The following is a 22671-nucleotide window of genomic DNA, read 5'->3' on the forward strand; positions in this document are numbered from 1 at the left end:
CCCCGCCCCCGGTCAACCTCGGGATGCCACCGCGTCATCCGGGGCCGGGGGCGCGGCCGACCGCAGCGGCACCTCCCGTACGTACCAGGCGACCGCGCACCCGACCGCGGCCAGCGCCGCGCACCCGGCCGCCACCCCGTGCAGCCCGCTCGCCACCGCCTCCCCGAAGCCCTCGGCGCCCGCCGTACGGCCGCCGAGGCGGGAGGTGAAGACCGCGCCGAACAGCGAGAGCCCGAGCGAACCGCCGATCGTCCGCAGCAGCATGACGGTGCCGCTGGCCGCCCCCATGTCGCGCGGGGCGGCGCTGTTCAACGTGATGACCATGGTGCTCTGCATCAGGAACCCGATGCCGGACCCCACCACGACGGTGAGCGCGGAGGCGACCACCGTCCGCGTATGCGCGCCGAGCAGCAGCAGAAGCACCGCGCCCAGCGTCAGGACGGCTCCACCCAGGACGGGGTAGACGCGGTAGCGGCCGGTGCGGCTGATCAGCCGGCCCACGGCCAGTTGCACGGCGAGCATGGCGAACATCAGCGGGAGCAGCAGCAGCCCTGTCTCGGTCGCCTTCGTGCCGCCGGCCAGTTGCAGGTACTGCGGCAGGTACGTCATGACGCCGAGCATGACCGCGCCGGAGAGGAAGCTCAGGATCTGGGCGAGGGTGAAGTTGCGGTTGTGGAAGAGGCTCGGCGGGATGACGGGTTCGGCCGCGGTGCGCTCCACCCGTACGAACCAGATCAGCGCGGCAGCCCCGACCGCACCCAGTCCCAGGACCTGCGGCGAGGACCAGGCGTACGTGGAGCCGCCCCAGGTCGCGAGCAGGGTGAGCGCCAGAATGCCGGTGGTCAGCAGCAGGATGCCCGCGACATCGATCCGCGCCCTGATCCGCTCGCTGCGCAGCGGGACGAACAGGCCGACGATCAGCAGGGCCGCCGCACCCGCGGGCACATTGACGTAGAACGTCCAGCGCCAGCTCAGCCGGTCGGTGAGGAACCCGCCGATCAGCGGGCCGCCGATGAACGCCACTGGCATGATCACGCCGATCATCGACTGGACGCGCCCGCTCTCGCGCGGCTCGATCAGCACGCCGATGACGGCCATCGCGCCGACCATCAGGCCGCCCGCGCCCAGCCCCTGGACCGCCCGGAAGACGATGAGCTGCGCCATCGACTGGGCCAGCCCGCAGAGCATCGAGCCGGCCAGGAAGAGGGCGACCGCGGCGAGGAAGGCCCCCTTGCGGCCGTACAGGTCACCGACCTTGCCCCAGACCGGGGTGGCGACAGCGGTGCTGAGCAGATACGCGGTCACCACCCAGGAGAGATGGTCGAGTCCGCCGAGATCGCGCACGATGGTGGGCAGCGTGGTGCCGACGACCAGCCCGTCGAGCATGGCCAGGAACATCCCGAGCAGCAGCCCGAAGACACCGAGTCTCAGCCGTCCGTCCACGGCGGTCAGCCCTGGTAGGGGCGGACGGCCTTGGCATCACGCAACGCGTGTGCCCACCAGGCGAGTTGGTCGAGCATCACGGTGGCCGCGGCATCGCTCGCCGGTTCCCGGACCCCGCCTTCCTCGTCGAAGCAGCCCCAGCCCCCGTGGAAACTCACGGTATTGCGCATGGTCACCGAATGGAGCTCGGCCAGTACGCCCCGCAGATGCTCCACCGCGCGGAGCCCGCCGGAGACCCCTCCGTACGAGACGAACGCGACGGGCTTGGCGTGCCACTCGGCGTTGTGCCAGTCGATGGCGGCCTTCAGCGGCGCGGGGTAGCTGTGGTTGTACTCGGGCGTGACGATCACGAACGCGTCGGCCGCCGCCAGCCTGGGCGAGATAGCGGCCAGCGCCTCGGCGGTGCCTTCGGGCGGGGGCCCGTCGAACGCCGGGAGGACGGTGGGCAGCGGGATCTCGGCCAGGTCGACGGTGTCGGCGGTCAGTTCGGCGTGCCGGTCGAGATGGCCGCGCGCCCAGGCGGCCACGACGGGGGCGAACCGGCCCTCGCGGGTACTGGCCACGATCATCGCGACCCTGAGACGGTCCTCGGCGGCCCGGTCTTCGCCATGGCTCTTCTCGGTCGGGCTGTTCTCACTCATGGGTCTCCCCCAAGGCTGGTTCGACCCGCATCGGCGTGTACGCCGTATCGGGATGTGTACAACGTACACATCGCAGTGTACGCCGTCCACTGCGGCTGATACGTTGTACACATGACGGCCGAAAAGCACACGCAGCCTCAGCGGCAGAAGTGCCTCTGGGAACGGATCGACGCTCCGGCCCCCACGCCCCGCGCCTCGCTCTCCTCCCGGCAGATCGCCGACGCCGCGGTACGGATCGCCGACGCCGAGGGGCTTGCCGCCGTCACGATGCGCCGGCTCGCCACGGAGCTGGGTGTGGCCCCCATGGCGGCGTACCGCTATGTCTCGGGCAAGGACGAACTGCTGGAGCTGATGATCGACCGGGTCTACGCGGAGGCGGACCTCTTCGGTGACGCCACCGGCTGGCGGGAGACCCTGCGCACCGTCGCACTCGGCACCCGGCTGCTGGTCCTGGCCCACGCCTGGCTGGGTCAGCTCTCCTCACCGCGGGCGGGGGTCGCGCTGACCCCCGCCCGGTTCGCCGTGATGGAACGGGCACTGGCCTCGCTCGACGGCCTCGGTCTCGACGCGGACACGATGCACGCGGCCTTCGTCACCGTCAGCTCCTTCACGCTCGGCCAGGCGTACGCGGAGGTCGCGATGCGACAGGCGATGACGGCCGAGGGCTGGTCCAGCGGCGACGACGTACGCGGCGCGCTGGCCCCGCAGATGACGTACCTGATGGGCACCGGGAAGTACCCGACCTACCACACGGTGCTCCGCACGAGCCGGCGCAAGGACGATCCGCTCTGGCAGTTCGAGACCGGCCTGGACTGTGTGCTGGACGGGATCGCGGCAAGGATGGGGATCTGAGCGACCGGTCCGTCCGGAGACCGGCAGGCCAATCCGGGCAGGCCCCATCCGCAGACCGGTCCGTACGGAGCTCGCCCGGTCGGCCGCGGGTGCTCGGCGCACGGAGTGACGATCACCCGTCCAGTGATCGCTACCCCGGCCTGACCAGCCCCGTCTCGTACGCGAAGACCGCCGCCTGGGTCCGGTCACGCAGGCCGAGTTTCACCAGAATCCGGCTCACATGCGTCTTGATGGTGGACTCGGCGACGATCAGCCGGGAGGCGATCTCCGCGTTCGACAGGCCCTGCGCGATCAGTACGAGCACCTCGCTCTCGCGCTCCGTGAGTTCCTCGACGCGGGCGAGCGAGGGCTGCCTCGGGGTGTCCGACAGCCGGGAGAACTCGACGATCAGCCGCTTGGTGATCGTGGGCGCGAGCAGCGCCTCACCGGCCGCCACCACCCGTACGCCGTCGGCCAGTTGGCGGGCCGACGCGTCCTTCAGCAGGAAGCCCGAAGCCCCCGCGCGCAGCGCCTGGTAGACGTACTCGTCCAGGTCGAAGGTGGTCAGGACCAGCACCTTCGCCGCCTCGTCCGCCGCGACGATCTCGCGGGTCGCCTCGATGCCGTTCAGCTCGGGCATCCGGATGTCCATCAGGACGACGTCCGGACGCAGGGCGGCCACCTGGGCCACCGCCTCGACACCGTTGACCGCCTCGCCGATCACCTCGATGTCCGGCATCGCGTTGAGCAGGACCGAGAACCCCTCGCGCACCATCATCTGGTCGTCGACGACCAGGACCCGGATGGTCGGTGCGTCCGTCATACGGACTCCTCGGCGGAACGCTGCACCGGGATGAACGCCGCTATCTCGTAGCCGCCGTCCTCCGTGCTCTCCGTGGTGATCTCACCGTTCAGCATCGTGACCCGCTCCCGCATCCCGGTGATGCCGTGCCCGGCTCCGGGGGAAGGCTTGACCAGGCCCTGCGGGGGGCCGTTGACCACGCGCAGACCGAGGCCGCCCAGGACGTAACTGATCTCCACCCGGGCCTGCGAGCCCGGCGCATGGCGCAAGGTGTTGCTCAGCGCCTCCTGGATGATGCGGTACGCCGACAGCTCGACGCCCTGCGGGAGTTCACGTACCGCGCCGGTCACCGTCTTCTCCACGGTGAGACCCGCCTCCCGGACGTTGGTGAGCAGCCCTTCGAGTTCGGCGAGGGTGGGCTGCGGGGCGTCCGGCGCCTCGTAGTCCTCGGCCCGTACGACACCGAGCACCCGGCGCAGCTCCGTCAGGGCCGCCACCGCGTTCTCCCTGATCACCTCGAACGACCTGGTCAGCTCGGGCGGCGGATCGGTCACCCGGTACGGGGCGGCCTCGGCCTGGATGGCGACCACCGACATGTGGTGGGCGACGACGTCGTGCAGCTCACGGGCGATGGTGGTGCGCTCCTCCAGGAGGGTGCGCCGGTCGCGTTCGATCGCGGTGACCGTCTGCTGGGCGGTGACCTCGCGATGCGCCTCGCGGCGTACCTGCACCGTCGTGGTGACGAGGAGGGCGACCGCGGAGAAGAACAGCATCAACGCCGTGTTGGAGCCGTTCATCTCGCCAGGGCCCGCCACCACCCCCGCGACGAACCCGTACAGCGCCGTACCCGCCCACATCCAGACGGCGGTCCGCGGCCTGGTCCTGGCCGCGACCACGGTCATCACCACGAGGTGCGCGAGGAAGACGCTGTCGGGCCAGGGCCAGGACCCCCAGCTGCTGCCGAACAGAGTGACGACGGGGGCGGACACCAGCGACACCCACCAGGCGCCGACCGGCCTGACCAGGGTCATCACGACCGCACCAGCCGAGATCAGACCGGTCACGAGAGACAGGGGGCTGTCGAATTCGGCGGTGCCGTGGGCGGCCAGCACCAGCGTGAGCAGCGCGAAGCCCAGCACCACCGCGTGCGGAAACCACCTCGCGCGGGCCCGTATCCGGCCGCGTGGCCGCCCGGTCGGCGCTCCGTCCGTCCACATCGGCTGGAGCGGGCGGTAGGCGAAGGCGTCGTGGAAGAGGTCCTGGCGCAGGCCCGCCAGGACCCCCTGGGCCATTTGTAGCTCTGGGGTCCGCGTCTCTGTATCGGTCACAGGCACCACGGTAGGCGGCGGCACTGTCCCGGTCGTCCGCACTGGTGCGGAACCTGCGGGGTCCCCCTCAGGTACTACCGGCGGAGTGGGGCCACCCTCAGCAGGCCAGTCGTGCTGGTGAGGTGACGGCGCAGAGACCCGCCCTCACCAGGCCAGTTGCTCGATCTCCGCGACGACCACCGCGCAGGCGTCGGCCGCCGGGTCGATCGGCGCGTAGTGCCCGACACCGTCGAGCAGTGTCACGCCGACCAGCTCGCCCTCCTTGGCCGCCGCGTCCGCGTACGCGTCGGCGAGCTGCGGCGGGACGGTGGTGTCGTCCCGGCCCTGGACGACCGTGGTCGCGATGCCGGTGGGGAGCAGCGCGGACGGGTCCGCCCACTGCGCACGGACCACGGCTGCGGTGTCCGCGCCCGCTGTGCCCGCCGCTGCCGTGTCGGCGGACGCCAGGAACTGTTCCACCGCTCCTTCGCACACTCCCAGCTCACGGGCGAGACCGAAGTGCGCGAGCGGTGCCAGCGCGACCACCCCCCGGAAGGGCGGCGTGGACCGGTGCCACGGCGCCTCGGGCGGCAGCACGTGCCGGGCGGCTGCCCACAGCGCGAGGTGCCCACCGGCCGAGTGCCCGGTGAGGACCGTCCGCCGCAGGTCGGCGCGCGGAAGGGCGGACGGTACGAGATCGGGCAGCGCGTCCAGGGCGGCGGCGACGTCGTCCAGGGTGTCGGGCCACCGGCCTGCGCTCCCCTCGTCGGCACCGCCCCGCCGGTACTCGACGCTGGCGACCGCGAAGCCCCGGCGGGCCAGGAAAGCCGCGAACGGAGAGATGTGCCCGCGGTCGTACCGCTGCCGCCAGGAGCCGCCGTGCAGCACGACGACGAGCGGGACCGGCCCCTCGCCGCCGTGCGGGGCGTAGAAGTCCACGGTCTGGTCGGGGTGTTCGCCGTATGCAGCGGTGGCATCGGGGGCGACGGCGGGATGCGCGAGGACCGAATCGGCCTCTACGTCGTCCGACATACGGCTCCAACCTCTCTCTGTGCGGGCCGGATTGCCCTGACCAGCGGGGACGCTATCAGGCCAGTACCTCCCCCAGAACGCGCGCGGCACGCAGCGCATCGCCGAAACCGACGTAGAGCGGGGTGAACCCGAAGCGCAGGATGTCCGGCGGCCTGAAGTCCCCGACGACACCGCGGGCGATCAGTTCCTTCATGACCGCTCCGGCGTTCTCGCACTTCAGCGACACCTGACTGCCCCGCTGTTCATGGACGGCCGGGGTCACCGATTCGAGGCTCACGCACTCCAGGAAGAAGTCCGTCAGGGCGAGCGACTTGGCCCGGACCGCCTCGACCGACACCCCGTCCCAGACGTCGAGCGCCGACTCCAGCGCGAGCATCGAGAGAATGTCGGGGGTGCCGACCCGGCCGCGCGGGGCGCCGTCGGCCGGGGCGTATCCGGGCTCCATGCCGAACGGGTCCACATGCGAGTTCCAGCCCGGCAGCGGTGAGTCGAAGGAAGCCTGGAGGTCCGGGCGCACATACAGGAAGGCGGGCGAACCCGGCCCGCCGTTCAGGTACTTGTACGTGCAGCCGACCGCGAAGTCGACCCCGTGGGCCGCCAGCCCGACCGGCAGCGCACCCGCGCTGTGGCAGAGGTCCCAGACGGCCGCCGCGCCCGCGGCGTGCACGGCGGCGGTCACGGCCGGCAGGTCGTGCAGCCGTCCCGTGCGGTAGTCGACATGGTTGACCAGGGCGGCTGCGGTGCGGGGACCGACCGGGTCGCCCGGTGCGTACGGGACGATCCGCCGGCCGGTCATCCGGGCCGCCGACTCGGCGATGTAGCCGTCCGTCGGGAAGGTCGCGGCGTCGACCAGGATCTCGTCGCGGTCGTCCCCGGCCAACCGGACGGCGGCCACAAGTGCCTTGAAGACGTTGACGCTTGTGGAGTCGCCGACGACCACCGTGCCGGGCGACGCACCGACGAGCGGCGCGATCCGGTCGCCGATGCGCTCCGGCGCGGTCCACCAGCCGGACTCCTCCCAGGAGCGGATGCCCATCGCACCCCACTCGTGGCTGATGACCTCCTGCATCCGCGCCGGAACGTGCCGGGGCAGGGCGCCGAGGGAGTTGCCGTCGAGGTAGACCGTGCCAGGGGCGACGGTGAACAGCTCCCGGAGCGGGGCCAGTTCGTCGGCGGCGTCCAGCTCGGCGGCCCGGCGGGCCAGGGCGGACAGGTCAGGCAGGACGGACGGGTCGGGCTCGGACTGCACCGGTGCGGGCTTCATCAGCTGGTCCTCGATCGTCGGGGCGTGGGAGGTGTCGGGGAATACGGCGTCGCCGGGGCTTCACCGCGGGCCGCCGGGGCCTTCCGGGTGGCCGGGGCCTTCCGGGTGGCCGGGTCAGACATGGCTGCGTGCCGTCCACAGCTCGGGGAACACGCTCTTCGCGGCGCGCTTCTCCAGCCAGGAGACCCCCGCCGAGCCTCCCGTGCCGGTCTTCGACCCCATCGCCCTGCGGGTCGCGACCAGATGGTCGTTGCGCCAGCGCCACACCAGTTCGCCGACATCGGTCAGCCCCTCGCCGAGCCGGACCAGCGGGGAGTCCTGCTCCCCCGTGTACACCGCGGTCCAGACCGCCTCGACCTCCGGCGACGGCTCGTACTTCGCCGAGAGATCGCGCTCAAGCACGGATGCGGGCACCGGCTGCCCGTGCCGGGCGAGGAACCGCAGCACCTCGTCGTACAGGCTCGGCTCCTGGAGCGCCTTCTCCAGCTCGGCGTGGACCCGCGGCGCTCCGCGGTGCGGGACCAGCATCGAAGCGGACTTCTCGCCCAGCAGGAACTCCAGCCTGCGGTACATCGCGGACTGGAAGCCCGACCCCTCGCCGAGCGCGCTGCGGTACGCGTTGAACTGCGCGGGGGTGAGCTGGGCCAGCGGCCGCCAGGAGTCGTTGAGCGACTGCAGTTCGTACGTCGAGCGCTTCAGGGCCGCGAGGGCGGCCGGCAGATCGTCACCGCGCAGGGCCGCCGCCGCGGTCTCCCACTCATGGACGATCACGGTGAACCACAGCTCCATGACCTGGGTGGTCACCAGGAAGACCATCTCGCCCGGATCGTCGGAACGCAGATGCTGGAGGTGGGTCAGGACATCCGCCTGGACGTAGTCCTCGTACGGGGTGGTCCCCGCGAAGTCCAGATTCGGGGCGGGGTCGCTCAGATCCGGGTGGTGGCTCGGAGCCGGGTGGTGATTCGGGGCAGGGTCGTGCGAAGGCGTAGACATCGCTGTCTCCTCGGTGGCGCTCCAGGTAGCGGTCCGCCCCTTCCGTCGACAGGTGGGCCCCGGTCCCCACCTTCATCATTGACGCGAAACCTGCTCCACGGCAAGACAAGCAAGGACCGGACACATACGTACGTGTCCGGTCCTTGCTCCGCGCGGCAGGTGCTCCGCGCGGCAGATCAGCCCAGCGTGTCCGCAGCGGCCGGCGAGGAGTCGCGCAGGAACTCCGTGCAGCGCTCGTACTCCTCGTCCTCACCGATCGACTGCGCGGCGCGGGCCAGGGCGTGCAGGGCCCGCAGGAAGCCGCGGTTCGGCTCGTGGTCCCACGGCACCGGGCCGTGGCCCTTCCAGCCGGCCCGGCGCAGCGAGTCGAGGCCGCGGTGGTAGCCGGTACGGGCGTAGGCGTACGACTCGACGACCCGCCCGTGCTCGAAGGCGTCGTCGGCCAGCTGCGCCCAGGCGAGCGAGGAGGTCGGGTACTTCGCCGCCACGTCGGCGGGGGCGGTGCCGCCCGCGAGGAGCTCGCGGGGTTCGGGGTCGTCGGGAAGACGGGTCTCGGGAGGGCCCCCGAGCAGATTCTCGTGAATGGACATGGAAGCCAGTCTGCCTGGCCCCGGCGAATACAGCTGCCACGGGCGGCAGGCCCGGGGCCGCACAAGCGCTCTCCAACCGCTCGGCCCGGGCCCCGCTCGGGCCGGGCCGTGCCCGCAACGTCGCATCGCCGCCCGCAAGCGCTCCGGCTACGGCCGCACGGCCCGGACCGCCCTCACGAGCGCGTCGACGCCCGCCTCCGCCTTGTTCCGCGGGCAGCCCACGTTGAGCCGGACGAATCCCTCCGCCCGGTAGACCGAGCCCGGCATGATCGCCACCTTCTCCACCTCGATCAGCTGCCGCTGGAGCGCCGCGCTGTCGACTCCGAGCGGGCGCAGATCGATCCAGGCGAGGTACCCGGCCTGCGGCGGCGCCCAGCCCAGCTCGGGGAAGGCCGTGTTCAGCCGCTCGGCGAGCATCGACAGATTCGCCGCGGTGTACGCGCGCGCCGCGTCCAGCCAGGCCGCCCCGTGCCGGTAGGCCGCGATGTGCGCCGTCATCGCGAGCACCGCGGGTGAGGCCAGCCCCTCGGCCGTCTCCATGCGGGTGAGGTACTCCGCGCGGTCGTCCGGGTCGCCGATCATGCCGTACGAACCGGTCAGCGCCGGGAAGTTGAATGCCTTGCTGCCGGAGGTGATGAGAGCCCAGCGGCCACGCCCGTACCGGGTCCACGGGAGATGCCGGTGCCCGTCGTGCACGAAGTCGGCGTGGATCTCGTCGCAGATGACCGCGGTGCCGTACCGCTCGGCGAGTGCGGCGAACCGGGTCAGCTCGTCGTGGGTCCACACCCGGCCGGTGGGGTTGTGCGGCGAGCAGAGCAGCAGGACCTTGCTGTCCGGCCGGGCGAGCAGACGCTCCAGCTCCGCGTCGTCGTCCACCGGGCAGCCGCGCAGCTCCCGGCGCAGGCCGGAGACCGCCTTGGTGAAGCCGTCGTAGGTGGGGGTGTGGACCACCACACCGTCGCCCTCGTCGGTCCACATCCGCAGCAGCTGCGAGAGCTGGTTGAGCACGGAGGGCCCGTACACGATCCGGCCGGTGTCGATCCGGGTGTCGAAGCGGGTCGCGTACCAGTCGCGTATCGCGTCCCGGAACTCCCCGAGCCGCCAGTCGGTGTAGCCGAACACCCCGTGGCCGATCCGCTCGTGGAGGGCCGCGAGGACCTCGGGCGGGCAGCGGAAGTCCATGTCGGAGATGGTGAAGGGCAGCAGCCCGTCCACGCCGAACCGGTCCGCGACGCCGTCCCACTGGACGCTCCACGAGCCGCGCCGGTCTACAGCGGTGTCGAAGTCGTACTCCGCGTCGTACCCCATGTGCGGCGCCCTCTCTCTGATCCGGCAGACACTCTCAGATCCTGCAGAACTCGCTGATGCGGCACACACTCCCAGATCCAACGGAACCCGCGGGAGGAACGGATGGAACGGATGGAGCCGATGGAGCCAATGGATACGCCACGGGCCCGGCACCCCTGGTCGGGATACCGGGCCCGGCGTGACGGACGTGCCTACTTGATGCGGGTGCCCGTGGAGCGCAGGTTCGCGCAGGCCTCGGTGACGCGCTTCGCCATGCCGGCCTCGGCGGCCTTGCCCCAGGTGCGCGGGTCGTAGGTCTTCTTGGAGCCGACCTCGCCGTCGACCTTCAGGACGCCGTCGTAGTTGCGGAAGATGTGGTCCACCACGGGACGCGTGAAGGCGTACTGGGTGTCGGTGTCGAGGTTCATCTTCACGACGCCGTTCTCCAGCGCGGTGGCGATCTCCTCCGCGGAGGACCCGGAGCCGCCGTGGAAGACGAAGTCGAACGGCTGGCTGCCGGCGGGCTTGCCGTACTTGTCGGAGACGCCCTCCTGGAGGTCCTTGAGGAGCTCGGGGCGGAGGACGACGTTGCCCGGCTTGTAGACGCCGTGCACGTTGCCGAAGGAGGCGGCCAGCAGGTAGCGGCCCTTCTCGCCCAGACCGAGCGCCTCGGCGGTACGCAGCGCGTCGTCGACGGTCGTGTACAGCGAGTCGTTGATCTCGTGGCTGACGCCGTCCTCCTCGCCGCCGGTCGGAGTGATCTCGACCTCAAGGATGATCTTCGCGGCGGCAGCCTGCGCCAGCAGCTCCTGGGCGATGGCCAGGTTGTCGGCGAGGGTCTCGGCGGAGCCGTCCCACATATGCGACTGGAAGAGCGGGTTGAGGCCGGCCTCGACGCGCTTGCGGGAGACCTCAAGCAGCGGACGGACATAGCCGTCGAGCTTGTCCTTGGGGCAGTGGTCGGTGTGCAGCGCGACCGTGACCGGGTACTTCTCGCCGACGATGTGCGCGAACTCAGCGAGCGCGACCGATCCGGAGACCATGTCCTTGGCGTACTGGCCGCCCAGGAACTCCGCACCGCCGGTGGAGATCTGGATGATGCCGTCGCTCTCGGCCTCCGCGAAGCCGCGCAGCGCCGCGTGCAAGGTCTGGGTCGAGGTCACGTTGATGGCCGGGTAGGCGAACTTGCCTGCCTTCGCCCGGTCGAGCATCTCGTTGTAGACCTCGGGGGTTGCGATGGGCATCTGTCCGCTCCTTGGGATGTGCGGTGTGCGTATGTGGTCCCTGACCTGGGGGCGACGTCATCGTCGCCCCCATCTTTCCAGACTCCTGGCGCGGGTCCACCGGGCGTGGTGCCTTGACCCGGACGACGGGCTGTGGTTTCACGTGAAACCACAGCCGGTAGTCAGAGCCTCACAGGTCGAGGTCGCTCTGGGAGTACGCGAAGACGTACGGCACCCCGGCTTCGGCGATGACCTCGGCGGCACCGGTGTCGCGGTCCACGATCGTGGCGACGGCGACGACCTCGCCACCGGCCTCGCGCACCGCCTCCACGGCGGTCATCGGGGAACCGCCCGTCGTGGTGGTGTCCTCGACAACCAGGACGCGGCGGCCCTTGATGTCCGGGCCCTCGATACGGCGCTGCATCCCGTGTGCCTTGGCGGCCTTGCGTACGACGAAGGCGTCCAGCGTCTTCCCGCGGGCGGCGGAGGCATGCAGCATGGCGTCGGCGATCGGGTCGGCACCGAGCGTCAGGCCGCCGACCGCGTCGAAGTCCAGCTCGTCGGTCAGATCCAGCATCACCTGGCCGACCAGAGGCGCGGCCACGCCGTCCAGGGTGATCCGGCGAAGATCGATGTACCAGTCGGCTTCGATTCCCGAGGAGAGCGTCACCTTGCCGTGCACCACGGCCTTGTTCTTGATGTGGTGGAGCAGATCAGCGCGTACGTCAGTCATGCCCCCGAGCTTAATTGCGATGGCGCCCGGACTTCCTCGCGGCGGCTCGGGGACGACCTCACGACGGCTCGGGGGCGGCTCCCACCGGCTCCCACACCCCCACACCCCCAGCTCCTCGATGGGGCATCGATGGCTCCTCGATGGTTCCTCGATGACTCAGAGGCGGCGCCAGCTCCAGGTCGTCGCGATCTCCAGCGGGTCGATGGGCGTCACCAGGCGGGGCAGCGTGTTCAGGCCGTTCGGCGGGCCGGACTGGGGCTCGACGCAGACCGCTTCCGCCTGCTCGTCGTAGATCACGACCCACTCGTCGCGGCTCCGCACCTTCAGTTCCAGCTGCTCGGGCCAGGTGAGGGTCACATCCACCCCGTCCGGCATCCCGAAGCAGTCGTCCCAGGGGCCGGGGAGGGGGTCGATCCGCTTGCCCGTGGGCAGGTGGTCGTCGCCGCGCTCCTCCTGCCAGGCGGGCTGGAAGTCGACCTGCGCGTCGCCACCGGCGCCCAGGTTCCGGTTGAACCAGGGGTGCCAGCCCGCCTGCGCCGGGAACGAGTCGCCGTAGGTCTCCACACCGAGGGTGAGGGTCAGGGCGGACTCGGTCAGCTCGAAGGACTGGGAGACCCGGCCGGTGTACGGCCAGGGGTCGGCCAGATCGTAGGTGAACACCGCCACACCGGAGCCGTCGTTGCTGCCGGCCCGGGAGCGCTGCCAGGCGGTGTTGCGGCCGGTGCCGTGGATGGCGTGCGGCGGGGAGTTCAACGGCAGCTGGTGCGGGATGCCGCCGCTGCTGAACCGGCCGTTCCCGGTGCGGCCGCACCAGGGCACCATCGGGAAGCAGCCGAACTTGGCTCCCTGGCACAGCAGTTCGGTACCGCCGATGCGGAGGCTGCTGATACGGCACCCGTTCTCGGGGCTCACGGTCAACTCGACGTCGCCGGCGACGAGCCGGACCTCTTCGCTACTCACGCCCCGACCCTAACGGGACGGGGACCGGTCGGCCGCCCGGTTCAGCGCCGGCGTCGCAGCGCCCGGCCCACCACGACTGCCGACGCCAGCACCAGTGCCGCCGCCGGGGCCGCCCAGCGCAGGGTCGCTCCCGCCGTGCTCGACGACGGGGCCGGTACCGGGGCGTAGCGTCCACGGGGCGGGGCGTGGTCGACCTCCTCCGCGCTGCGGCCGATCATCGTGCGGCGGGCGTGCGCGGCCTCCACGGGTGGGTCGCCCGCCGGGGTGAAGCCCGCGTCGGACACCGGGTCCAGCGACGGCGGCGGCACCTCCGTATCGAACACGGACGCCCCGGGCTTGTCCCCGGACTTGTCCCCGGCCTCGTCCTCGGGCTTGCCCCCGGGCTTGTCCCGGGCCTCGTCCTCGGGCTTGCCCCCGGACTCGCTGGGCCCGGACGGCCGCTCCGCAGGCGCCTGGTCCGCATCCGGTACCGGGCCGGCGCCCCCACCCGGGGTGCCGGTCTGGGCTTCGTTCTGGGGTGCGGCCTCTGCCTCGGCCCGCACGCGGTCCCCGAACCGGTCCAGCAGACGGCGTGCGGCCGTCAGCACCGCCTCGGAGGAAAGGTCCGCCAGACGGCCGTCGGTCGCCTGAACCGTTCCCGTACACCTCAGGGTCGTCCCCGTACGGCCGACCGCACCCGAATCAGCACCCGAATCAGCACCGGCACCCGCACCCCCGCCGACCAGGCTCAGCTTCAGCGAGAGTTTCACCGAGCCCGGTCCGCGCGCTTCCGTGCCCTCGCCGTCGACCTCGTAGCCGCCGTCCCGCTCCACGACGCGCACGCTGCCGCGGTACGTGATCGTGTGCCCGTCGATCCGGACCTTGAGCCGGCCCGCGAGCGCGCCCTCCCGGCTGTCCGTACTGTCCGCGTCCTGTTGGAGCCCCGGTACGCAACGGGCCACACGGGCGGGGTCCGCCAGGACCCGTCGGACGGACTCTGCCGGAACCGGAACGAACACCTCATGCTCCATGGAAGTCGAGCCTACTCAGCCACGGCCGACTCGTCTGCCTTTCGGTCCCCACCGGCACAGAGCGGCCCCGGCCGGTGCGCCCTCACCCGCCACCACCCTGTTCACCCCCCGTACCGCGGATGCACCAGCGTCGACGGCGGCACACCCGGCGGTCGGCCCGGTACCCGTGACCAGGTGCCCGCAGCTGCCGGTGCCAGCCGCGGATCCCGGCGGGCCGCCAGGACGAAGCCCCAGTCGCTGGGGGTCTTCCCCGTGCCCTTCGCCCGGTCGGGGCCCGCGGCGAAGCCCGCACCACGGCCCGACGCCCGGTACGGGACCGCCCGCAGACCGGCCGCCCGCACCGTCGCGTCGACCGTCCAGAAACTGCCGGGACGCGTGTCGACCGGGCCCGCGTGGACCGCCAGCCGGCCGCCCGGGGCCAGCACCCGCGACACCAGCCCGTAGAACTCCTCCGAGTAGAGCTTGGTGCTCGCGGTGATCCCGGGATCGGGCAGATCCGTGACGATCACGTCGTACGCCGGCCTCGATGAGCGCAGCCAGTTGAAGGCGTCGCCAGTGACCACCCGCAGCCGCGGGTCGCGGTACGCGTGCCCGTTGAGCGCGGAGAGCCCGGGATCGGTGCGGGCCAGCCGTTCGACCCCGGGGTCCGGTTCGACCAGCGTCACCGACGCCACTCCCCGGTGGCGCAGCACCTCACGGGCCGCGAGACCGTCGCCGCCGCCCAGGATCAGTACGTTCCGGTGCGGACCGTGCATCGCGGGGTCGACCAGCGCCCGGTGGTACTGCCGCTCGTCCGCGCCGTCGACCCGGAGCCTGCCGTCCAGGAAGAGGTTCAGGGTGCCGTGCGCGGACCGGGTCAGGACGATCTCCTGGACGCGGGTCTGCTCGGCGACCCGCACCTGCGCCCCGTACACCGCCCGCCGCGCCGCCAGTTCGAAGTCGCCTTCCAGCGCCGTCGCCGTGGCCAGCACGGCGAGCACCAGCACGTTCACCAGGATCAGCCACCACCAGGCGCGCGTCGTCAGGTCGCGCCGGAAGAGCCACAGCACCAGCGCCCCGCCGGCCACGGCGTTGACCGTGCCGGTGAGCAGCGCCCCGGTGAGCTGGCCGAGCAGGGGGAGGAGCAGGAACGGGAAGGCGAGACCGCCGACCAGCGCGCCCACGTAGTCCGCCGCGAACAGGTCGGCCACGGCGCCGCCCGCGTCCTGTCGCGACACCCGCTGGATCAGCGTCATCAGCAACGGGATCTCGGCGCCCATCAGCACACCGATCGCCAGCGAGAATCCGACCAGGGCATACCGCGAACCGCCGCCGCCCGCCCAGGCGAACGACGCGTACAGCACGAGCGCCGAGCCGCCGCCGGTCAGCGCGAGCGCCGCCTCGACCAGACCGAATCCCACGGCGGCGCGGACCCGCAGCCGTTTGGCGAGGAGCGAGCCGATCCCCATCGCGAAGACCATGACGGACAGCACGACGGACGCCTGGGTGACGGAGTCCCCGATCAAGTACGAGGCGAGCGCGACCAGTTCGAGCTCGTACACCAGTCCGCAGGCGGCGCAGACGAAGACCGTGGCGAGCACCAGCAGCCTGCCGGTCCTCGGGCGTACGGAGAGCCGCGCGTCCTGGGTTCCGGGGGGCGCGTACTGGTCGATCACGCGACGAACGCTACGTTACGGAGTGAACGCAACCTGTAACCCACGAGGCGCGAATCAGGCTTCGACGGGGATACGCACCCCAACGCGTGTGCGGGTCACCACGAGTTGCCCCTCCTGCGGGTACGCATGCCAGGTGCGCCAGTGCACCTGGCCCTCGTGCCGTTGCGCGAGCATCGCGGTGAAGGCGTGCGGCGAGCCGGGGAACGTACCGGCGATGCCGTTCGGGTGGTCGGCGACCAGCGCGAGCAACTCCTGCGCGCGCCCCGCGAACGAGCAGTCCGAGAGCGTCTCGACGCAGGCCGCGAACTCGTACCCCCAGTCGCCTACGCGCTCCGCGACGCCGAGCGGTAAAGGGGTGCTGCTTCCCGGAATGCAGGCGACGGTCTCGGAACATGCGCCGCCCTCCTCCTCCAGAAGCACCTGGTGGGAGGCGCCGAGGAGCCTCATCTGGAGCTTGGCGCCACCGAGTTCGAGATCGAGGACCGCGAGCGCGGGCAGCGGTTCGCGGCCCAGCGCCCAGGCCAGATCGGCGGCACGGGTGTCGGTGTAGGCAGTACTGAGGGTCGTGAGCATGGGTGGGCTCCGCAAACACACAATCGGCAGATGGATGGGGTTCTCCCCGGAGCAGGTGTCAGGGAAAGAGACGCCGGCATGGGCCACGGTCAGGTCTCAGGTCCGAGGGCTGCTTCTTCTCACATGGAGGGAATCACGAAGTACGCGACGCTCACAGCGTTTTTACCCAACATGAAGGGGTTTCCATCCCCCCGGGGGCTCCGCTGTTCATACGTTCAACGAACCGGCGGTGAGGGGGATACGGGGCGAGCCGCGAGGTGACCTGTGGGGCGGGCGGTACGGCCTCGGGCCGGGCTGCGAGCGGCTGAGCGACCGGGCTGCGTGACCAGCCGTCGAAATGGGTCACGGCATCGGGCGCGGGTGCGGTTGCCGGTGCGGGCGCGGGGCGCGGGGCGCGGGCGCGGTCAAACAGACGGCGCCCGCCGGGGATTGACCCGACGGGCACCTGGAAGGCCAGGACACAGGAACGGAGTTGAGGCCCGGGCCCGGCTAACAGGCAGGCCCCAGCACGGACCTGCGTCGGAGCGACCTGCGTCGGACCGGCCGGCGTCAGCTGGAGCCGCAGCCCCCGCCGCCACCGCCGCACGACGACCCCCCGCCGCATGACGAGTGGCCGCCACCGCCGCAGGAGTGGAGCCCACCGGAATGCCCGCCCGAGTGATGACCGCCCGAGTGGTGACCGGTCGATCCGATGTCCCCGGCCCACCAGCTGCCGCCCGCCGAACTGCCGGCGACGCCGCCCGCGGTGGACGAACGGCCCCGCCTGCCGCCACGCCCGCCGCCCCCACGGCGCTTCCGGTCTGCGGACAGCAGCGCGACCAGCACGATGACCACCACTGCCAGGATGAAAACGCCCACGACCCTCACCACTCCTCCGTCCGGCGGAACGGGGTCCCCCGTCGGTCCCCGCCCGGCTGCCGGGCTTCTCGTGTGACAGGCCCATCCCCGGTAGGCGCGGCCTCAAGCAGGAGTTGAGGAAGTCCAGAGGTTCGGCGCAGGATGGCCGCCATGACCACTACGCGAAGTTCTACGGGACACGTCGGCGGACGGCCGCTGCTCAACCGCCGGCTGGACGGACTCGGCACGACGATCTTCGCGGAGATGTCAGCGCTGGCCACGGCCACCGGCGCGATCAACCTGGGGCAGGGCTTCCCGGACACCGACGGCCCGGAGGAAGTCCGCGAGGCGGCCGTCCGGGCGCTGCGCGACGGCCGGGGCAATCAGTACCCGCCGGGCCCCGGCATCCCGGAACTCCGCTCGGCGATCGCCGACCACCAGCGCCGCTTCTACGGCATCGGCTTCGACCCCGACACGGAGGTACTGGTCACCGCGGGAGCCACGGAGGCCATCGCCGCCGCAATGCTCGCCCTGCTGGAGCCGGGCGACGAGGTCATCGCGTTCGAACCGTTCTACGACTCGTACGCCGCCTGCATCGCCATGGCGGGCGCCGTCCGCGTACCGCTGACCCTCCGCGCCCCGGACTTCCGCCCCGACCTCGACGCGCTGCGGGACGCCGTCACACCCCGCACCCGGCTGCTGCTGCTCAACTCGCCGCACAACCCCACCGGCATGGTCCTCACCGACGAGGAGCGGAGCGCCATCGCCGCACTCGCCATCGAACACGACCTGCTCGTGGTCACCGACGAGGTGTACGAACACCTGGTCTACGAAGGCACGCACCGCCCCATCGCGGCGCTGCCCGGTATGCGCGAGCGCACCGTCTCCATCTCGTCGGCGGGCAAGACGTACTCGTTCACGGGGTGGAAGGTCGGCTGGATCACCGGCTCCCCGGCCCTTGTCGCGGCGGTCCGTACGGCGAAGCAGTATCTGACCTATGTGAGCGCGGGGCCGTTCCAGTACGCCGTCGCCGAGGCACTGCGGCTCCCGGACAGCTACTTCACCACGCTGCGGACCGATCTGCTGCGCAAGCGCGACCTGCTCGACGCGGGCCTGCGCGCCGCCGGATTCACCGTGTACGAGCCGCAGGGCACGTACTTCATCACCACCGACATCGCCCCGTTCGGCGAGAAGGACGCGCTCGCCTTCTGCCGGGCGCTGCCGGAGCGCTGCGGGGTGGTGGCGGTGCCGAGTTCGGTGTTCTACGACGACCCGGAGCCGGGCCGCAGCCAGGTGCGCTTCACGTTCTGCAAGAAGGACGAGGTCCTCCGGGACGCGAGCGAACGGCTGCGTCGGCTGGCCGGCTGAACATCGCCGAATTCGCGGTCGCGGTCGCGGTGACGCATGCGAGCGAACATCGTGTTGTGCGTCAGCCCCGTCCCGGCTCCCGAGCCGGGAGCATGACAAGAGCGCGTACGATATGGCGCCGCTCAGGGCCACTCCGGTGCCGGCAGGACAAGGAACTTGAGGGACAGAACGTGCGGAGCGTCAACCCGGACGACCTGGAGCAGCTCGCCAAGCTTTTGAACGGGCGGGGAGGTGTCCAGGACAAGATCGATGAAGCCTTCACCAGAGCCTCCCGGCTGGGAGTCTCTGGCAAGCTGACGGCGCTGAAGCCCCTGCGGAGCTGGGTGACCGATACCGCGCCGGATCTTCGCAAACGTGCAGGGATCGCTCGGTTGGAAAGCGGCGATCCCGAGGCGGGCCTGCGTTGGGCCGGCTTCAGTGCCGCGGACATCCAGAAGTACAAGGGCCAGGGGATGTCGCCAGACCAGCTGCTGCTGGCCAATTCCGTGGCCGCAAGCGATAATCCCGCCGCCAAGTCGTTGCGGCGAGGTGACGACGAGTCGATCGACGCGTGGATCGAACGCCTTGAAGCGACCGCCCTCACGAAGATTCCCGGCCTCGAGCCGCACAAGGAGACCGTCGAGGCGTTCGTCGCGGCCGTCAGAGAGTACAAGGGGTTTACCGAAACAGCCGCTCAGACAACCCTCATCGCGACGACGCTGACGAAGGTTCTGGTAGGCAATCGCATCCGCACAGCGTGGCGTGCGGGCGGCTGGTCTCAACCCGTCCAGGACAGCGTGTACAACCTGGTACGGAGGAGCGGCCACAGGGGCCTGGTGCGTTGGGGCAGGAACGTAAGGGCCTGGTATCCGGAGCTCAGGTCACTGAACGCCCCAGGCTCGTGGCTTCCCACAAGAATTGCCAATGTCCTCTACCGCAGCCGGGGTTTCCAGCAGTTGGGGAGTCTCCCGGGCATGTCCGCGGTGCAGAACTGGGCCAGCAGCAGAGGGTGGAACAGGGCGGCTAATTCCAGGTTCATGGACATGGGACCGAACTCGATCGTTCGATTCATCGGCGGAAACAACGAACTGGCAAGGGAGTTCGGAGGAAGCACGCACGCGGGCGTCGCCGCCAAAGCCGCCAGCGCCAACCTCTTCAAGGTCGCCGGCAACGTTTACACCGAGGGGCGCGCCCTCCAGGGACTCGGCCGGGGCGCATCGGTACTCAAGGGCCTCGCCACCACCGGCAAGGTGGCGGGCGCCTTCCGTGGTGCCGGTGTGGTGGGCGGTGTCGTCTCGACCGCTGTCAGCGCCAACACGGTCTATCACGATGGATTGCCGTGGGATAACGGGAACTTCTCCACCCGGGAGAAGGGCGCTTCCTATGTCGCAGATATCGCTGAAACCGGATTCAACGCCTCGCTGACCGCGGCCACCGTCGCGCCCAACCCCTTCACTATAGGCGCCACCGTCGTGTGCGGTGCCGTCTACCTGGGCGCCAAGGTCGTCCAGCACTGGGACGGCATCAAGAAGGGTGCGGGTAAGGCGGTGGACGCGGTCGGCGACGCAGCCGAGGAAGCCGTAACAAACCCCATCGGCACGGCCAAAAAGGTCGGCCATGCACTCAACCCAGGGAACTGGTTTTGACCCTGCGGCAGATGCACGGAACAGGGCGCCGGGGCCCCGCCCACCCGCGGTACCCCTCCTCCCGTCAGCGCTTCACGCGTCGACCGGGGCCTCCCCTTCACCGATCAGGTCCTCCTTGTCCGGGAGAAGGTCCGTGATCCTCTCCCAGATCTTGCCGTTCCGCGTGCGTACCAAGCACAGTTCGCTCTTGGGCCCAACTTGCCCTTCCAGAATGGGCTCTTCGGGCTTTTCTCTGACCCAGTAGCCGCGCGGACCGCAGTCCCACACCGCCAGAGCCCGGACCATCGCGGCCCGCTCACCGTCGTGCTTGCCATCCCAGGCAGTGGTGATACGCCACATCGCGTTCAGATCCATGACGAGCTCGGTGAACTCGCTCAGCTCCGGTTCCTTGGGCGTGCCGGCCTCAGTCAGTGCGGTGCGGATGAGGTCCCTGGTCGCGGCCTCGTCGCCCTCTCCCTGCTCCAGAACCGACAGTGCCGCGTCAAGAGCACCCATCGTCGTCTCGATGCGGAAGACCTCGGATTCCGCATCGTCGTCGGCCTGTAGGTTGACCGTGCGCGCCAACTGCCAGACCAGACCGTGTGGGGCGATGGGCGTGTACTCGGACTCCTCATCGCCGGGCCAGCCCTCATGAGCGATCACGGCATCCTGGCCGACGATGACCCCGTGGTTGACCGTCCCGTGCTCGCCCATGACTTCCACGGTTACCAGGACCAGCGGAGCAGCCAGGGCGCCGAGCAGATCTCTGAGGATCGGCGCTAGCTCGCCCTCTTCACCGACCAGGCCGATCTGCATGAGTTCGCACAGTGAAGACATGAGTTCGTCGGGCGGATTTTCGCCGTTCGAGAGACGGGCGAGTACCGCTATGTGGCGGTCCGCCAGCCGGAATCGCGCCCGGGAGCTGTCGTAGGAAGGCATGGAAGGTATTACCCCGGTCTCTCGTGGCGAAGCCGCCAGAACTCCCCCGACGGCGTGTGCTGTCTCTTCAGGACGCCGCATTTCACGGTCCCACGGCCACCGTATGGCACTTCGTTGTAGCGCTCGCGAAGCGCTTTCAGGCAATGGCGTGATGAACAAGGCACTCGTCGAGATGCGACAACAGTTGCTCACGATCGCCAAGGCTCGCCGTGCCGCCATCGCGGAGGTCGGACAGGGCAGTTGAGCGAGATCAGGCGCTCCGGCCTCGGACGGTCGCCCGGTGACACTCTCACCACGCCCCAGATAGGCTCACGTTCGTTGCATTGCGGAAGTGGTGGAGGGAGTCGTCGGTGGCGTTCGGGAAGCGTAAGGCGCAGGAGCAGGGGCCCCCTGTGCCCGCCGTCGACTGGACGGACGTGCGCCGCTTCACCATCGGAAGGACCGAGCGATCGGTCGCCCATGGAAAGAAGTCTCAGCTCGGGAGGCTCGCGGTTCGGGTTCCCCGACAGGCGAAGGATCTTCGAACCTATGCGCCCTGCGCCTATTTCCGGACCGACTCGCCCGGGAATCCTGTGGCTGAGCCGACGCTCTACGAGGACGAAGCGGCCCAACGGATTCTCTGTGCCGTGGACGATCCCGTGGACGTCGGCAAGGAGGTGCACCGTAGCGTTCGGGACGGTGAAGGGCGGGTGATCGGTACGATCCTTCGCATTCCCTCTTCGAATAGGGTGGTTCACCACACATGGCGCATTGCCCAGGCGGGCCATCCCGAGATCGCGGGCCGCAGCCAGTGGTCCCTCGCGAACAACAGCCCGAAGGGCTTGGCACTGCGCGGACTTGAGTCGACCCTCAATGTGGTTCTGGAGCTGGCCGCGGACGGCGATAACCGAACCACAGAGGGGCGCACGCTGGAATGGAGAACCGAGGACGAGTTGGTGATGGTGTCCAAAGGAATTCCACAGTTCGACAGCAGCATTGATATGTCGATCAAGGTGGGGTGGCTGGATCGGCGGCTGGCTTTTGCCGTCGCCATGGTCCCGGATTTCCCTAAGCTATAGCCCAGTCCGGGCGAAGAGGAACCGCAGCACCGCATTGCGCCGCGCGTCCGTCATGCTCACGCCGTCCCAGGCCGCCCGTGCGTCCGCACCCTGAGCCGTCGAGGAGCACCATCGGCCGGACGACGGCCGCGGCCGCAGCTCCGCCCACACGCCGGCGTCGGTGATCGCGAGCCAGGTGCCGGGCCGACTTCCCCGGCAACGTGTCGTGAGCGAGCAGGACGAGGTCCTCCGGGACGCGAGCGAACGGCTGCGTCGGCTGGCCGGATGACCCGGTCGGCCGACCCCGGTCGCGCGGGCGCCGGACGGCGCGGAGAGTCGGAAGGACCGACCGACTCAGCGCGCACCCCGGAGGCGCCCCCTGTTCGCCGACGCGGAAGGGTCCGGCACGGAAGCCACCGACGCCGGGCCCACCGAAAAAGCCAGCCCCGCAACTCCCGCCCCATCCCTCTCTCCATCCCTCTCCGCAGCTCCCTCCCCACCCCTCTCCCCACCCCTCTCCCCAGCTCGCGCCGCCCCGGATG

General features: G+C 70.5%; 21 protein-coding genes. 4 read left to right on the forward strand and 17 right to left on the reverse strand.

What is annotated here, in order from left to right:
- Positions 1–12: 12 nt before the first annotated feature.
- Entirely contained in the window at positions 13–1443 is a 1431-nt protein-coding gene (locus OG210_RS12965; protein ID WP_328329411.1) for an MDR family MFS transporter, read from the reverse strand.
- Between the two features lie 5 nt (positions 1444–1448).
- Complete coding sequence (locus OG210_RS12970) at positions 1449–2084, reverse strand: NAD(P)H-dependent oxidoreductase (protein ID WP_328329409.1); 636 nt, start codon at positions 2082–2084, stop codon at positions 1449–1451.
- Between the two features lie 111 nt (positions 2085–2195).
- Between OG210_RS12970 and OG210_RS12975 the strand changes: the two genes are divergently transcribed.
- Positions 2196–2936, forward strand: coding sequence for a TetR/AcrR family transcriptional regulator (locus tag OG210_RS12975; protein WP_328329407.1), 741 nt, complete (start codon positions 2196–2198; stop codon positions 2934–2936).
- Between the two features lie 130 nt (positions 2937–3066).
- Here the strand turns inward: OG210_RS12975 and OG210_RS12980 are convergent, their stop codons facing one another.
- From OG210_RS12980 to OG210_RS13045, 14 genes are all read right to left on the reverse strand, one after another.
- Complete coding sequence (locus OG210_RS12980; protein ID WP_328329405.1) at positions 3067–3738, reverse strand: response regulator transcription factor; 672 nt, start codon at positions 3736–3738, stop codon at positions 3067–3069.
- On the reverse strand, positions 3735–5045 hold the full coding sequence (locus tag OG210_RS12985) for a sensor histidine kinase (protein WP_371536476.1): 1311 nt from the start codon (positions 5043–5045) through the stop codon (positions 3735–3737). Before OG210_RS12985 ends, OG210_RS12980 begins: the two co-directional genes overlap by 4 nt.
- A gap of 144 nt (positions 5046–5189) precedes the next feature.
- Positions 5190–6056 (reverse strand): alpha/beta hydrolase, encoded by an 867-nt coding sequence (locus OG210_RS12990; RefSeq protein WP_328329402.1) that lies wholly within the window; start codon positions 6054–6056, stop codon positions 5190–5192.
- A 55-nt stretch (positions 6057–6111) separates the two neighbouring features.
- Positions 6112–7269, reverse strand: a complete 1158-nt coding sequence (locus OG210_RS12995) for an aminotransferase class V-fold PLP-dependent enzyme (protein ID WP_328335542.1) — start codon at positions 7267–7269, stop codon at positions 6112–6114.
- Between the two features lie 165 nt (positions 7270–7434).
- Positions 7435–8313, reverse strand: a complete 879-nt coding sequence (locus OG210_RS13000) for a tryptophan 2,3-dioxygenase family protein (protein ID WP_371536479.1) — start codon at positions 8311–8313, stop codon at positions 7435–7437.
- A 176-nt stretch (positions 8314–8489) separates the two neighbouring features.
- The gene (locus tag OG210_RS13005) at positions 8490–8903 is read right to left on the reverse strand and encodes a DUF3151 domain-containing protein (RefSeq protein WP_328329401.1); all 414 of its coding nucleotides are present in this window, start codon (positions 8901–8903) and stop codon (positions 8490–8492) included.
- A 147-nt stretch (positions 8904–9050) separates the two neighbouring features.
- Positions 9051–10211: an aminotransferase class I/II-fold pyridoxal phosphate-dependent enzyme gene (locus OG210_RS13010; protein ID WP_328329400.1), complete on the reverse strand. Its 1161-nt coding sequence runs from the start codon at positions 10209–10211 to the stop codon at positions 9051–9053.
- A 191-nt stretch (positions 10212–10402) separates the two neighbouring features.
- Positions 10403–11434 (reverse strand): class II fructose-bisphosphate aldolase, encoded by a 1032-nt coding sequence (fbaA, locus tag OG210_RS13015; protein WP_328329399.1) that lies wholly within the window; start codon positions 11432–11434, stop codon positions 10403–10405.
- Between the two features lie 169 nt (positions 11435–11603).
- The gene (pyrE, locus tag OG210_RS13020) at positions 11604–12146 is read right to left on the reverse strand and encodes an orotate phosphoribosyltransferase (RefSeq protein WP_328329398.1); all 543 of its coding nucleotides are present in this window, start codon (positions 12144–12146) and stop codon (positions 11604–11606) included.
- Positions 12147–12302: 156 nt separating this feature from the next.
- Positions 12303–13106: an aldose 1-epimerase gene (locus OG210_RS13025; RefSeq protein ID WP_371536484.1), complete on the reverse strand. Its 804-nt coding sequence runs from the start codon at positions 13104–13106 to the stop codon at positions 12303–12305.
- Positions 13107–13147: 41 nt separating this feature from the next.
- On the reverse strand, positions 13148–14116 hold the full coding sequence (locus OG210_RS13030) for a carbon monoxide dehydrogenase (protein WP_371536487.1): 969 nt from the start codon (positions 14114–14116) through the stop codon (positions 13148–13150).
- 101 nt (positions 14117–14217) lie between these two features.
- Complete coding sequence (locus OG210_RS13035) at positions 14218–15771, reverse strand: polyamine aminopropyltransferase (protein ID WP_371536490.1); 1554 nt, start codon at positions 15769–15771, stop codon at positions 14218–14220.
- A 54-nt stretch (positions 15772–15825) separates the two neighbouring features.
- Complete coding sequence (locus tag OG210_RS13040) at positions 15826–16344, reverse strand: DUF2617 family protein (RefSeq protein ID WP_328329394.1); 519 nt, start codon at positions 16342–16344, stop codon at positions 15826–15828.
- 549 nt (positions 16345–16893) lie between these two features.
- Positions 16894–17202 carry a hypothetical protein gene (locus OG210_RS13045; protein ID WP_371536493.1) on the reverse strand — a complete coding sequence of 103 codons (309 nt, stop codon included), beginning with the start codon at positions 17200–17202 and terminating at the stop codon, positions 16894–16896.
- 141 nt (positions 17203–17343) lie between these two features.
- Here OG210_RS13045 and OG210_RS13050 point away from each other — a divergent pair, with 141 nt between their 5' ends.
- Positions 17344–18549 (forward strand): pyridoxal phosphate-dependent aminotransferase, encoded by a 1206-nt coding sequence (locus tag OG210_RS13050; protein WP_371536496.1) that lies wholly within the window; start codon positions 17344–17346, stop codon positions 18547–18549.
- 170 nt (positions 18550–18719) lie between these two features.
- Positions 18720–20174, forward strand: a complete 1455-nt coding sequence (locus OG210_RS13055) for a PE-PGRS family protein (RefSeq protein WP_371536500.1) — start codon at positions 18720–18722, stop codon at positions 20172–20174.
- A gap of 72 nt (positions 20175–20246) precedes the next feature.
- Here the strand turns inward: OG210_RS13055 and OG210_RS13060 are convergent, their stop codons facing one another.
- Positions 20247–20969 carry a hypothetical protein gene (locus OG210_RS13060; protein ID WP_371536502.1) on the reverse strand — a complete coding sequence of 241 codons (723 nt, stop codon included), beginning with the start codon at positions 20967–20969 and terminating at the stop codon, positions 20247–20249.
- A gap of 473 nt (positions 20970–21442) precedes the next feature.
- Here OG210_RS13060 and OG210_RS13065 point away from each other — a divergent pair, with 473 nt between their 5' ends.
- A complete protein-coding gene (locus tag OG210_RS13065; RefSeq protein WP_371536505.1) occupies positions 21443–22150 on the forward strand; it encodes a hypothetical protein in 708 nt (235 codons plus the stop codon).
- Positions 22151–22671: the final 521 nt, after the last annotated feature.

The sequence above is a fragment of the Streptomyces sp. NBC_00466 genome (assembly GCF_041433995.1).
Taxonomy (GTDB): Bacteria; Actinomycetota; Actinomycetes; order Streptomycetales; family Streptomycetaceae; genus Streptomyces.

Excerpts from the sequence above, each read along its gene's own strand:
- pyrE (WP_328329398.1), bottom strand. The coding sequence starts at position 12,146 with ATGACTGACGTACGCGCTGATCTGCTCCACCACATCAAGAACAAGGCC.
- OG210_RS12990 (WP_328329402.1), bottom strand. The coding sequence starts at position 6,056 with ATGTCGGACGACGTAGAGGCCGATTCGGTCCTCGCGCATCCCGCCGTC.
- OG210_RS13000 (WP_371536479.1), bottom strand. The coding sequence starts at position 8,313 with ATGTCTACGCCTTCGCACGACCCTGCCCCGAATCACCACCCGGCTCCG.
- OG210_RS12970 (WP_328329409.1), bottom strand. The coding sequence starts at position 2,084 with ATGAGTGAGAACAGCCCGACCGAGAAGAGCCATGGCGAAGACCGGGCC.
- OG210_RS13040 (WP_328329394.1), bottom strand. The coding sequence starts at position 16,344 with ATGCTCACGACCCTCAGTACTGCCTACACCGACACCCGTGCCGCCGAT.
- fbaA (WP_328329399.1), bottom strand. The coding sequence starts at position 11,434 with ATGCCCATCGCAACCCCCGAGGTCTACAACGAGATGCTCGACCGGGCG.
- OG210_RS13010 (WP_328329400.1), bottom strand. The coding sequence starts at position 10,211 with ATGGGGTACGACGCGGAGTACGACTTCGACACCGCTGTAGACCGGCGC.
- OG210_RS13030 (WP_371536487.1), bottom strand. The coding sequence starts at position 14,116 with ATGGAGCATGAGGTGTTCGTTCCGGTTCCGGCAGAGTCCGTCCGACGG.
- OG210_RS13005 (WP_328329401.1), bottom strand. The coding sequence starts at position 8,903 with ATGTCCATTCACGAGAATCTGCTCGGGGGCCCTCCCGAGACCCGTCTT.
- OG210_RS12980 (WP_328329405.1), bottom strand. The coding sequence starts at position 3,738 with ATGACGGACGCACCGACCATCCGGGTCCTGGTCGTCGACGACCAGATG.
- OG210_RS13060 (WP_371536502.1), bottom strand. The coding sequence starts at position 20,969 with ATGCAGATCGGCCTGGTCGGTGAAGAGGGCGAGCTAGCGCCGATCCTC.
- OG210_RS12975 (WP_328329407.1), top strand. The coding sequence starts at position 2,196 with ATGACGGCCGAAAAGCACACGCAGCCTCAGCGGCAGAAGTGCCTCTGG.
- OG210_RS13050 (WP_371536496.1), top strand. The coding sequence starts at position 17,344 with ATGGCCGCCATGACCACTACGCGAAGTTCTACGGGACACGTCGGCGGA.